This is a genomic window from Sphingopyxis sp. MC1, assembly GCF_000371385.1.
GTDB lineage: Bacteria > Pseudomonadota > Alphaproteobacteria > Sphingomonadales > Sphingomonadaceae > Sphingopyxis > Sphingopyxis terrae.
In genome coordinates, this window is the sequence record NZ_AOUN01000022.1 from 24,499 (window position 1) to 37,237 (window position 12,739).

Here is a 12,739-nt window from a genome sequence, read left to right on the forward strand (position 1 = left end):
ACCAGCTTGCAACCCAACAAAAAAAGGGCCCCGGTTTGCCGGGGCCCTTTCTCTTGTTCGGATGACGAGATCAGAACTGGAACGACGCGTTCGCGAAGAACGTGCGGCCCCGATAGTCGTAGCCCGAATACAGCGGCGCGTTGCCGATGGTCGTATAACCGACAGCGCTGATCTGCGGAGGCTTTTTGTCGAACAGGTTCTGCACGCCCATCGTGAACTGATACTTCTCAGCGATGTTGAACTGAACCGACGCCGAGTGCAGGAAGTAGTTCGACGCTTCAAGATAGTAGTTGTCGCGATAGAGCTGCACCAGATCCGGATCGGAGATGCCGGTGGTTTCGTCATACGCGAAATACTTGTACGTCTTGTCGTGGTCGCCGTCGATCCAGTCGACCCCGTAACGGAAGGTGATGTTGTTGATGCGATAGGTCGCATCAAAGCTGCCAACCCAGTCCGGGTTCACGACGGTACCGTTACTGTCGGTCAGGAACTCTTCGGGGAAGAGGCGGCTCGACTGCTCGGTATACTTCGTGATGTTGGCGTTCAGCGTGAAGCGGCCGCCGAAGAGATCGCGGGCATAACGGCCGTTGAACTCAAAGCCCTTCACGATGTCTTCCGACAGGTTCACGTAGCTGCTGGTCACCTGAAGAGCGTTGTTCGCATCGCGGTTGACGAAGCGGCAGAAGCCCGAGGTTCCGTCGAAGTTCGGATCCGAATAGCAACGGTTGAGGATCGTCGAAGCCGAGAGATCAGCAACGCCGTTCGACACCTTCACGTCGAAGTAATCGAGCGACAGCGAAAGCTGGCCGACCGATTCCGGCAGGACCGGGCGGAGGACGACGCCAACCGACCAGTTCTTCGAGGTTTCCGCCTTCAGGCCGGCATCCGCACCGCCAACGCGGAACGTGGTGATGCCGCTGGTCTGCGTGAAGCTCGGTCCAAGGCCGATCGACAAACAGTTCGCCGCGATGATCTGGCCCGTCGGCGACGTGCCCGGATCGTCACAGGGATCGAGGGTGCTGCTCAGGAAGCCGCTGGTCGCGCCCAGGAACTGTTCCGCAAGCGCCGGAGCACGGTAGGACGTGCCATAGCTGCCGCGGAAGCCGACGCCACGGATCGGTTCCCACTCGGCCGCGATCTTGTAGGTCGTGTCCGAACCGTAAGACGCATAGTCGGTGTAACGCAGCGAACCCGTCAGGTTCAGACGATAGAAGCCGGGGACGTCCGACAGGATCGGCAGGAACAATTCGCCATAGATTTCCTTGACGTTGTCCTTGCCGACGGTCGGGGTCGCCGCCGTCAGACCCAGCAGGTTACCGTTGATCGAGTTGGCATCGGGCTGGTCGTTGATGCTCTGGCGGCGATATTCGACGCCAAGCGCAAGCTGGGCATCGCCGCCGGGCAGCGCAGCGACCGGACCGTCGATGTTGAACGAGAAGGTCGTTTCGCGGAACTGGGTCTTGCCGATCGTGTTGACGAGGATCCAGTCCTTGAAATCCTGCGGCAGCTTACCGCCGATGACATCAGCCGAAAGTGCCGGCGCTGCGACGCAGTTCGGATTGATCGCCGCGCTGGCGCAGCTGAACGTTCCGTCACCATTGGCCACGACGTCGAGCGAAGCCGCCAGGCGATCGGTCAGGAACGACTGGATTTCGTAGGTGCCATCGTTCCACGACTTGCCAGCATAAGCGTCATAACGCCATCCGGGCAGGAAGAAGTCGCCGCGGATGCCGCCCGAAGCGCGAACATAATCGACCTGCTGCGACGAATCGGTCAGACCGAAGCCGATGAAGGCGCGGGCCGCAACGATCTTGCCGCCCGACGTCGAGTTGGGGTTCAAGAACGCACCGTTACGCAGATCGACCGGAAGCAGCGGGCTGCCGCGCACATAATCCAGCGAGAGCTGGCGATAGAGCGGCGATGCCGATTTACGGCGCGTCGCGAGCAGTTCGCCATAGACTTCGGCGTTGCCGAGGAAACCGAGCTCATACTTGCCCGACAGATAACCCGTAAGGATTTCCGCCTGGGTGATCAGCGGTTCGCGCTGCGATTCGGGATCGAACGTATCGCGGTCGTAAAAGCCGACGCCCAGGTACCCCGGGAACGGGCCGGTGGTCTGGCCGGGGGCCGGAACGAAGCGGTTGAAGTTGCCGACAGTGCCGCTCGTACGGCCGATACCCTGCCGCGTCGGGATACCGAGCGTGTTGATCGTCACGCCGCCGTTGTCGAGCGTGAAGCAGGGGCTGCCGTCGAAGCCGACGCCGTCGCCCGAACCGAAAGCCGTGCCTTCGCCGGTCAGATAGCCGCCGACCGGACACTTCAGCCACGAAACGTCGCGCAGCGAAAGCTGGTCGCGCTTGCGATACTCGATCGACCCGATGATGCTCAGGCGATCGGCCTGCAGGCCGAACGAAGCAGCGATACGGCGATCGACGCCTGCGCCGACTTCGGGAACGTTGACCTGCGCATCGATGTTCAGGCCGCGAAGTTTGTCGTCGGTGATGATGTTGACGACGCCAGCGACGGCGTCCGAGCCGTAGATCGACGATGCGCCGGCCTTCAGGACTTCGATGCGGTCGACGATCGCGGTCGGCAGGACGTTAAGGTCGGCTGCGAGAACCGAGCCGCGGGTACCGCCCGGTGCCAGACGACGACCGTTGAGCAGGATCAGGGTGCGGCTCGGGCCGAGGCCGCGAAGGCCCAGCGTGTTGGCGCCCGTGCCGCCATCGGTGACGAAGCCGCCATAGAAGTTGTTGATCTGGCCTGCGCCCTGCGTGACCGAAGCGCTCTGCAGCGCGTCCGTGGCGCTGTTGAAGCCGGCCTGCGTGATTTCTTCAGACGTGACAACCGTGATCGGTTCCGCAGCGGTGAACTCGTCGCGGCGGATGCGCGAGCCGGTCACGACAATGGCCGATGCCTGACTCGCCGATTCGTCCGAATCGCAAACACCGTCGTTGTTCGCATCGGCGCAATCAGCGGCCGAAGCGGGCGTTTCTTGGGCCAGCACAGGCTGACCAACAGCTATGGCTACTGCAAAGGCAGCAGCACCCATAAGCAGGTGCGACTTATTCATAGGTAACTCCCCGGTTGCCCGTCCAAGAATGTGGAAATGAACGGATTGCGTCCTAAAAAGACGGAAAGCCGGGCGCGCACAAGCCCCTCAAGGCAATTTTCTTACAGGTTGAAGACGATCGGCTGATTCTGTGTCTTTGGCGCAACAGTGGCGCCATGGCGGCCCTTCATCGTGATACTAATTTGCTTATCTTCTTGCGAAATTTCTGTCTGCGTAGGCCTGTCATAAGGGAGAATGATGACGAAATGTAGGTTTCTCGTGAAACTATATTGCGTAACCGCATTTGCGGGTAGCGCGGTCGCCCTTGCGCTACTGCAGCGGGGCGTGCCGAAATCTGCCGTTGAGAAATGAAGCAGTCCACGCCGCTGTGGCGGAATCCGTTGCGGCGCCTAGCCGAATCATCACCGCTGACTGCACTTATGTCGCGGCACTTATGTTGCGGCGCGTCATGGATTGATGCTAATGCCGGACTTTGTCACATCGGCGCCGCGGCAAGCGATCGCGCGCCGCGCCGGAAGAGGAGCCGCCGCAGCATGGCCAAGTCCAAGACGACCGCCGAGGGCGACGTCGTTACGATCAAGAAATATGCGAACCGGCGGCTCTATGACACCGAACGCAGCTGTTACATCACGCTCGACGATCTGGGCGCCATGGTGCGCGAGGGGCGCGAATTTCGGGTGGTCGATGCCAAAAGCGGTGACGATATCACGCACAATGTGCTCACCCAGATCATCATGGACACCGAAACGCGCGGCGAAACGCTGCTGCCGGTCAATTTCCTGCGCCACCTGATCGGCATGTACGGCGACAAGATGCAGTCGATGGTGCCGCAATATCTGGAAGCGTCGATGACCGCGTTCCGCAAGAATCAGCAGGATGTGCGTGCCGCGTTCGAGGGCGCGCTGGGATCGAACCCGCTCGCCGAACTGACGCGCCGCAACATGGAAATGTTCCAGCAGGCGGCGGGCGCCTTCATCCCGGGTGTCGGCGGCGGCAAGGCCAGGGATGCCGAAATTGCCGCGCTCAAGGCCGAAATCGCCGACCTCAAGGCCGAGCTCGCCAAAAAGAAGTGACACATCGGGGCCTCTCCCGCCCCCAGCACAGAAAACAGGACAGATGATCAAGCATGCGCTCAGCGTAACCCGTCAGGCCGACTTCGCGGCCTGGTATCAGGATGTCATTGCCGAAGCCGATCTTGCCGAGGAATCGGGCGTACGCGGCTGCATGGTCATCAAGCCGTGGGGCTATGGCATCTGGGAACGGATTCAGGCGGTAATGGACGCCGCGATCAAGGATGCGGGGGTGCAGAACTGCTATTTCCCGCTTTTCATTCCCTTGAGCTTCTTTGAGAAGGAAGCCGATCATGTCGATGGTTTCGCGAAGGAAATGGCGGTCGTCACGCATCACCGACTGATCGGTGACGGCAAGGGCAAGCTGGTCCCCGACCCCGAGGCGAAGCTCGAGGAGCCGCTGATCGTTCGCCCGACCTCGGAAACCGTGATCGGCGCCGCGATGAGCCGCTGGGTGCAGAGCTGGCGCGATCTGCCGCTCAAAGTCAATCAGTGGGCGAACGTCGTGCGCTGGGAAATGCGCACGCGCATGTTCCTGCGCACCAGCGAATTTCTGTGGCAGGAAGGCCATACGGCGCACGCCGACGAAGGCGATGCGATGACCGAGACGCTGCGCGCGCTCGAAATGTACCGCAGTTTTGCCGAGGACGTCCTCGCCATGCCGGTGGTCGCCGGTGAAAAGCCCGAAAACGAGCGTTTTCCGGGCGCCGTCGCGACCTATTCTATCGAGGCGATGATGCAGGACGGCAAGGCGCTGCAGGCCGGCACCTCGCACTATCTCGGCACCGGCTTCGCCGAGGCGGCAAATATCCGCTATCAGGACAAGGATGGCGGCCACAGCCTTTGCCACACGACGAGCTGGGGCGTGTCGACGCGCATGATCGGCGGCGTCATCATGACGCATGGCGACGACGATGGCCTCCGCTGTCCGCCGCGCATCGCGCCGCACCAGATCGTCATCGTGCCGATGCTGCGCGACAATGAAGAGGATGCCGCGATCCTTGATTATTGCCGCGACCTCGAGATGAAGCTGAAGGCGCTCGACGCGTTCCGCGAACCGGTGCGCGTGCTGCTCGACACCGGCGCGAACAAGGCGCAGACCAAGCGCTGGGGCTGGGTCAAGAAGGGCGCGCCGATCATCGTCGAGGTCGGCCCGCGCGACGTCGCGGGCGGCAATGTCGCGGTCATCCGCCGCGACCGATTGTATCAGGAGAGCGGCAAGCTCGACACCGCCTTCGTCGCGAAAGATGACTTCGTCGCCGAAGCCGCGACCATTCTTCAGGCAATCCAGCAGGGGCTTTATGCCGACGCGAAGGCCCGCCTCGACGCCAATATCCGCCGGGACGTCACCGACCTTGCGGCGCATTTCGGCGGCGACGACAAATTCGTCGGTTGGGCCGAAGTGCAATGGTCGCGCCCGACCGGTGCCGCGCTCGAAGGGATCGTTGAGCAGTTGAAAGCGTTGAAGCTGACGATGCGTAACACCCCCCTCGACGCCGCGCCCGCCGACGGCGCCTGCTTCTTCACCGGCGAGCCCGCGGTCGAACGCGTGCTCATCGGGCGGACCTATTAATTGGCAAAGGCGCCGAAGCGGCCGCAGCCGGCGGGTCTGCCCTCGCGCGAGCAGATATTGCGTTTCATCGAGGACAGCCCCGGTGCGGTGGGCAAGCGCGAGATTGCCAAGCATTTCGCGCTGCGCGGTGCCGACAAGATCGCGCTGAAGGCGCTGCTCAAGGACATGACCGACGAAGGCGTCGTCGACATGGCGCCGGGGCGGGCGTTCCACAAGCATGGCGGCCTCCCCAAAGTCACCGTGCTGCGCGTCGCCGCGGTCGAGGGCGATACGGTCTGGGCGGTGCCCGATCGCTGGGAAGGCGGTGGCCAGGCGCCGCGCCTTCGCGTGATGGAAAAGGGCCGCAAGAGTGCGCTCGGCGTCGGCGACCGTATCCTTGCCCGCACCGAGGAACGCGGCAGCGGCCATGTCGCGCATCCCATGAAAAAGCTCCAGTCCGGCGGTGAAAGCGTGATCGGCGTGCTCGTTGCCGACACCGGCCCCGGCGGCAAGCCGATGACCTGGCTGCGCCCCGCCGACAAGCGCGCGCGGTTCGACTTCGCCGTGGCGGACATGGGCGATGCGGCAATCGGCGACCTGGTCCGGGCAGAACTGTCGGGACGCGGTCCCGCGACCAAGGCCCGCGTGATCGACCGCATCGGCGACCCTTTCGCCCCGCGCTCGCTCAGCATGATCGCGATTGCGAAGCACAATATCCCGCATGTGTTCGGCGACGAGATGCTCGCCGAGGCCGAGCGCGCAGCGACGCTGCCGCTGACGCCCGAGGGGCGCGAGGATCTGCGCGATCTGCCGATCGTCGCGATCGACCCCGCCGATGCGCGCGACCATGACGACGCGGTGTGGGCGATCCCTGACGAGGATCCCGGCAACAAGGGTGGGTGGAAGGCGATCGTCGCGATCGCCGACGTCAGCTATTATGTCCGCCCCGACGGTGCGCTCGACCGCGAGGCGCGGCGCCGCGGCAACAGCGTCTATTTCCCTGACCGCGTCGTTCCGATGCTGCCCGAAACACTGTCGGCGGGCGTCTGCTCGCTGAAAGCAGGGCAGGACCGCGCGGCGATGGCGTGCCACCTGACCGTCGACAAGCATGGCAAGGTGACGTCATGGCGTTTCACCCGCGCGCTGGTGCGGCTGCGCGCCAACATTGCCTATGAACGCGCGCAGGCAGCCTATGATGCGGACGCGCCCGACGAAGGCTGGGACGCCGACGTGCTGCCGGCGCTCCGCCACCTCTGGGGCTGCTGGACCTTGCTCACCAAGGCGCGCGCGGCGCGCTCGCCGCTCGACCTCGATCTGCCCGAACGGCAGGTGATTCTCGACGCGCAGGGCAATATCGCCGAAATACGCGTGCGCGAACGGCTCGACGCGCACCGGTTGATCGAGGATTATATGATCGCGGCCAATGTCGCGGCGGCGAAGGCGCTCGAGGCGAAGAAATCGCCGGTGATGTATCGCATCCACGAACCGCCGAGCCGCGAAAAGCTGGTCAGCCTGAAGGAATATCTCGAAAGCTTCGAACAAAGCTTCGCGCTGGGACAGGTCATTACGCCGGCGGTGTTCAACCGCCTGATCGACGGCTTTTCGGGCGACGACCGATTGCCAGAAATCATGGAGGCGATCCTGCGCAGTCAGACACAGGCCTATTATGGCCCCGCCAATGCGGGCCATTTCGGCCTCGCGCTTGGCAGCTACGCGCATTTCACCTCACCGATCCGCCGCTATGCCGATCTGCTCGTCCACCGGGCGCTGGTCGACAGCTATCGTCTCGAAGTGCCCGGCAAGCCCAAGGGCCTGCCCGAGCGCAGCGGGCTCGGCGAGGCCGACCAAAAGGGCTTTTCGCGCATCGGCGAGGCGATCAGCGGGCTCGAACGCCGCGCGATGGAGGCCGAGCGCGAGACGGTCGACCGCTATGTCGCCGCTTATCTCGCCGGCAAGGTCGGCGAAATCGTGCCGGCGCGGATAACGGGGGTGCAGCCGTTCGGCTTCTTCGCGACCGTCGATGGCCTCGGCGGCGACGGACTGGTGCCGGTCTCGATGCTCGGCAGCGAGCGGTTTTTCTACGATGAAGCCGCGCGCACGCTCGACAGCGAGCATGGCCGGGTGAGCTATAGCGTCGGCCAGCGGCTCGACCTCAGGCTGATGGAGGCGAACCCGGTCAGCGGCGCGCTGCGTTTCGAATTGCCCGACGCGCCCGAAGGCGGCTTCCGCAATCGCCCTCCGCGCCGCGACGGCGTGAAGAAGGCGGGCAAGCATATGGTCGGTAAACGGGGACGGCCCGGCAATATCCGCCATGAGGGCAAGCGCCGATAATCGTGCCTCGTCATTGCGAGGAGCGCAGCGACGAAGCAATCTCCAGCCTGCCACCTTCCGCAACGCGGAAAGCCGGAGCTTGCCTCCTTGCCTTCGGCTCCTTGCACTGACGAAGCCTATGGCTCCGTCGCCAGTCGCTGCAGCAACGCCGCGCTCTCGGCATCGGCAGGAAAAAAGGCCTCGATCGCCAGTTCGGACAGGGTGATATCGACGGGCGTTCCGAAGATCGTCACGGTCGACACGAAGCCGATCCGCCCGGCGGCGGTGTCGACGATCAGCGGGACCGCGATGCTGCTTGCGGGCGGGGCGGGCTGATCGCCCGGCCGCGCGGGGTAGCCGGCGATTTCGTCGCGCAGCGCGGCGAGCCCGGAATCGGCGCTCGCCTCGATCTGCTGATCCAGGCGGTGCAGGATATGCGCGCGCCATTCGGCATGGTTGACGATCTGCGGCGCCAGCCCTTCCGGATGGAGCGCGATGCGTAGCACGTTGACCGGCGGCTCGAGCAGGGCAGGGGACACGGCCGCGGTCAGGATCGCGATGGCATCGTTTGCGGCGACCATGTTCCAGTGCCGGTCGACTGCGAGCGCGGGATAGGGCGCGTGCCCTTTCAGCACATGGTCGACAATGGCCTTCATCCCGGTCATTTCGGGGCTGTCGAGCGGGCGCTCGCGATAATCGGGGGCGTATCCGGCGGCGAGCAGCATCGCGTTGCGCGCGCGGTGCGGCACCTCCAGACAATCGGCGATGCGCTGGATCATCGCGGCGCTCGGCTTCGAGCGTCCGGTTTCGATGAAACTCAGGTGGCGGGTCGAAATCTCGCTGTCGAGGGCGAGGTCCATCTGGCTCATCCGGCGCCGCGCGCGCCATTCGCGAAGCTGCTCGCCGAGCGGAACCATCTGCATCGCCTGTCTCCTTTTGCCTCTGGTTAGCGATGGCGGTGCGCGATTTCCATTACCTGGCGCGTAATCGACGCGATGACGTCGCGGCGCCATTCAGGAGGGGTTCGAAAGGAGAATCCATCATGTCCTATTTCAATCTCAAGAACAGCCTCGTCATCGATGCGATTACCTGCAGCATCCTGTTCCTTGCGTGCGTGTTCGCGACCGCGCCGGTCGCGGCGCTGCTCGGTCTGCCGACCGGGCTTGTCGCGGCCGCAGGCTGGATCGGGTTGCCGTCGGCGGCGCTGATGCTGTTCGTTGCCGGGCAGAAGAACCCGAGCCGCACGCTCGCCAATCTGATCGCCATCGGCAATCTCGGCTGGGTCGCGGCGAGTTTTGCGGTGCTGGCGATGTTCGCGGGCCAGATGAGCTGGACCGGTATCGCAATCCTGATCGTGCAGGCGATTGTCGTTCTCGAACTCGCGCTGTTCGAAGCGAAGGGCGCAGCAGCGCTCCCGCGCGCTGCGGCGGCCTAACTAAGCGCGTCGAGCCGGGCGAGGTCGATTGCGCCCGGAACCAGCATCACCGGGCATGGCAGCGTTCCCGCGTCGTGCCCGGTGAAATGCGCCACCAGCGGTCCCGGCGCTCCGCTCGCGGCGGTGGCAAGGACGAGCGCCGCGATCTCGTCGTTCGCGCCGATCACGTCGCGCACGATCTCGGCCGGCTTGCCCGATTTGACCATGATCTGCGGCGTCACATTCGCTTCCTGCGCGATCGCATCGGCGGCGGCGGCGACCAGTTCTTCGGCATGTTCGCGCGCTTCGGCCTCGATCGTCGCCTGGACGCCGCCGAACGCCACGAAATCCTGCGGCGGCACGATTGCCAGCACCATCACGCCGCCGCCCGTGCGCGCCGCGCGCCGCGCCGCAAAGCGCAGCGCCAGCGTCGCCTCCGGACTGTCGTCGATAACCACCAGATAGGTGCGCATGCCCCGGCCCCCGCTATGCCTTTTGCGGGCGGACAGTGCGTCACATTCGTATGAAAGGCAAGTTCCGCCCGATAGACCTTGACCCGCGATGCGCTTATGACGAGGACGAATCCGTAGCGGCAGGCCTGCGCCTGCAAGACTGACAGGGACAAAAGCGACGATGCCGATTGAACTGAAGATGCCCGCCCTTTCGCCGACGATGGAGGAAGGGACCCTCGCCAAATGGCTGGTGAAGGAGGGGGACAGCGTCCAGTCAGGTGACCTTTTGGCCGAAATCGAAACCGACAAGGCGACGATGGAATTCGAAGCGGTCGATGAAGGCACGATCGCGCAAATCCTGATCCCCGAAGGCACCGACAATGTGAAGGTCGGCACCGTGATCGCCGTTATCGCCGGCGAGGACGAGGATGCGGGCAGCACCAAGGTTGCGCCTACGCCTGCACCTGCACCGGCGCCCGCCGCCAAGGCCGACCCCGCGGCTGCACCCGCTCCGGCGCAGACCGCCGCCCCGGCCCCTGCCGCGCAGGGCGAGCGGATCAAGGCGAGCCCGCTCGCCAAGCGCATCGCCGCCGACAAGGGCATCGATCTCGCTGCGCTGACCGGCAGCGGACCCGGCGGCCGCATCGTCAAGGCCGACCTCGAAGGCGCTGCTGCGTCGACCGCCGCCCCGGCAAGCGCGGCCGCGCCCAGCCCTGCGCCCGCCGCTGCACCCGCCCCCGCGCAGCCGTTCGAAACCGACATCCCGCACAGCGCGGAAAAGCTCAGCAATATGCGCAAGACGATCGCGCGCCGCCTGACCCAGTCGAAGCAGGAGGTGCCGCACATCTATCTGACGGTCGATGTCCAGCTCGACAAATTGCTCAAGCTGCGCGGCGAACTCAACGCGGCACTCGAGCCGCAGGGCGTCAAGCTCAGCGTCAACGACCTGCTGATCAAGGCGCTGGCAAAGGCGCTGATCCAGGTGCCGAAATGCAATGTCAGCTTCGCCGGCGACCAGCTCATCAGCTACGAACGCGCCGACATCTCGGTCGCGGTCAGCGTGCCCGCCGGCCTGATCACCCCGATCATCGTCGGCGCCGACGACAAGTCGGTCAGCAAGATTTCGACCGAGATGAAGGAACTTGCGGGCCGCGCCAAGGAAGGCAAGCTCCAGCCGCACGAATATCAGGGCGGCACCGCCAGCCTGTCGAACATGGGCATGTTCGGCATCAAGCAGTTCGAGGCGGTCATCAACCCGCCGCAGGGCATGATCATGGCGATCGGCGCGGGCGAGAAGCGGCCTTATGTGGTCGACGACGCGCTCGCCATCGCGACCGTGATGTCGGCCACGGGCAGCTTCGACCACCGCGCCATCGACGGCGCAGACGGCGCGCAGTTGATGCAGGCGTTCAAGCAGATCGTCGAAAACCCGCTCGGACTGGTGGCGTAACATGGCTGAAAATTACGACCTCATCGTCCTCGGCTCCGGCCCCGGTGGTTATGTCGCGGCGATCCGCGCGGCGCAGCTGGGCCTGAAGACCGCGATCGTCGAGCGCGAAAATCTGGGCGGCATCTGCCTCAACTGGGGTTGCATCCCGACGAAGGCACTGCTCCGTTCGGCCGAAATCTATCATTATATGCAGCACGCCAAGGATTACGGCCTCGCCGCGGCGAGCATCAGCGCCGATTTGGACGCGGTGGTCAAGCGCTCGCGCGGCGTCGCGAAACAGCTCAATCAGGGCGTCACGCACCTGATGAAGAAGAACAAGATTGCGGTTCATATGGGCGACGGCACCCTCACCGGCCGGGGCAAGATCGAGGTCAAGGGCGAGAAGGGCAGCGAGACGCTGACCGCCAAGCATATCATCGTCGCGACCGGCGCCCGCGCGCGCGACCTGCCTTTCGCGCCCGCCGACGGCAAGCGCATCTGGACCTATCGCCATGCGATGACCCCGGCCGAAATGCCCAAGAAGCTGCTCGTCATCGGATCGGGCGCGATCGGGATCGAATTCGCGAGCTTCTACAACGACATGGGCGCCGAGGTGACGGTCGTCGAAATGCTCGACCGCATCGTCCCTGTCGAGGATGCCGACGTGTCGAGCTTCCTCGAAAAATCGCTGAAGAAGCAGGGCATGACGATCCTGACCGGCGCCGGCGTCGAGGAGTTGAAAGCGACCGCGAGCGGCGTTTCGGCGAAGATCAAGACGAAGGACGGCAAGGTTCAGGCGGGCGACTACAGCCATGCGATCGTCGCCATCGGCATCGTTCCCAACACCGACAATATCGGCCTCGAAGCGCTCGGCGTCAAAACGGCGAAGGGGCATATCGACACCGATCCCTATTGCCGCACCAATGTGAAGGGCCTGTGGGCGATCGGCGATGTCACCGCGCCGCCGTGGCTCGCGCACAAGGCCAGCCACGAAGGCGTGATCGCGGCCGAGGCGATCGCGAAGGAACTGGGCAACAAGGACGCGCACCCGCATCCGATGGATGCGAAGAACATCCCCGGCTGCACCTATTGCCACCCGCAGATCGCGAGCGTCGGGCTGACCGAGGCGAAGGCCAGGGAAGCGGGCTATGACGTCAAGGTCGGCAATTTCCCCTTCATCGGCAACGGCAAGGCGATCGCGCTTGGCGAGGTCGAAGGGTTCGTGAAGACCGTGTTCGACGCCAAGACCGGCGAACTGCTCGGCGCGCATATGGTCGGCGCCGAAGTGACCGAGATGATCCAGGGCTATACCGTCGGCAAGACCGCCGAACTGGTCGAACAGGATTTCATGCACACCGTCTATCCGCACCCGACGATCAGCGAGACGATGCACGAAGCGGTGCTGGGCGCCTATGGACGGGCGCTGCATATCTGATCGC

General features: G+C 64.3%; 9 protein-coding genes. 6 read left to right on the forward strand and 3 right to left on the reverse strand.

Annotation, left to right across the window (positions count from 1 at the left end; all coding sequences use genetic code 11):
- Positions 1-70: 70 nt before the first annotated feature.
- Entirely contained in the window at positions 71-3,073 is a 3,003-nt protein-coding gene (locus tag EBMC1_RS16105; RefSeq protein WP_040590727.1) for a TonB-dependent receptor domain-containing protein, read from the reverse strand.
- A gap of 533 nt (positions 3,074-3,606) precedes the next feature.
- On the opposite strand from EBMC1_RS16105, the gene phaR reads away from it, so the two are divergent.
- From phaR to EBMC1_RS16120, 3 genes are read left to right on the forward strand one after another with little or no spacing between them, the layout of a single operon-like run.
- A complete protein-coding gene (gene phaR / locus EBMC1_RS16110; RefSeq protein WP_003051252.1) occupies positions 3,607-4,146 on the forward strand; it encodes a polyhydroxyalkanoate synthesis repressor PhaR in 540 nt (179 codons plus the stop codon).
- A 43-nt stretch (positions 4,147-4,189) separates the two neighbouring features.
- Positions 4,190-5,716, forward strand: coding sequence for a proline--tRNA ligase (gene proS / locus EBMC1_RS16115; protein ID WP_003051255.1), 1,527 nt, complete (start codon positions 4,190-4,192; stop codon positions 5,714-5,716).
- Entirely contained in the window at positions 5,717-8,026 is a 2,310-nt protein-coding gene (locus EBMC1_RS16120; protein WP_003051258.1) for a ribonuclease R family protein, read from the forward strand. It begins immediately after the preceding gene.
- Positions 8,027-8,142: 116 nt separating this feature from the next.
- Here the strand turns inward: EBMC1_RS16120 and EBMC1_RS16125 are convergent, their stop codons facing one another.
- The gene (locus EBMC1_RS16125) at positions 8,143-8,928 is read right to left on the reverse strand and encodes a helix-turn-helix domain-containing protein (protein WP_003051261.1); all 786 of its coding nucleotides are present in this window, start codon (positions 8,926-8,928) and stop codon (positions 8,143-8,145) included.
- A gap of 119 nt (positions 8,929-9,047) precedes the next feature.
- Here EBMC1_RS16125 and EBMC1_RS16130 point away from each other — a divergent pair, with 119 nt between their 5' ends.
- Positions 9,048-9,440 (forward strand): hypothetical protein, encoded by a 393-nt coding sequence (locus tag EBMC1_RS16130; RefSeq protein WP_003051264.1) that lies wholly within the window; start codon positions 9,048-9,050, stop codon positions 9,438-9,440.
- Here EBMC1_RS16130 and EBMC1_RS16135 read toward each other — a convergent pair.
- A complete protein-coding gene (locus EBMC1_RS16135; protein ID WP_003051267.1) occupies positions 9,437-9,892 on the reverse strand; it encodes a universal stress protein in 456 nt (151 codons plus the stop codon). The two genes, EBMC1_RS16130 and EBMC1_RS16135, sit on opposite strands and share 4 nt — an antisense overlap.
- A gap of 160 nt (positions 9,893-10,052) precedes the next feature.
- Here EBMC1_RS16135 and EBMC1_RS16140 point away from each other — a divergent pair, with 160 nt between their 5' ends.
- Both EBMC1_RS16140 and lpdA read left to right on the forward strand, forming a co-directional pair.
- Positions 10,053-11,321, forward strand: a complete 1,269-nt coding sequence (locus tag EBMC1_RS16140) for a pyruvate dehydrogenase complex dihydrolipoamide acetyltransferase (protein WP_003051269.1) — start codon at positions 10,053-10,055, stop codon at positions 11,319-11,321.
- Position 11,322: 1 nt separating this feature from the next.
- Positions 11,323-12,735 (forward strand): dihydrolipoyl dehydrogenase, encoded by a 1,413-nt coding sequence (lpdA, locus tag EBMC1_RS16145; protein ID WP_003051272.1) that lies wholly within the window; start codon positions 11,323-11,325, stop codon positions 12,733-12,735.
- Positions 12,736-12,739: the final 4 nt, after the last annotated feature.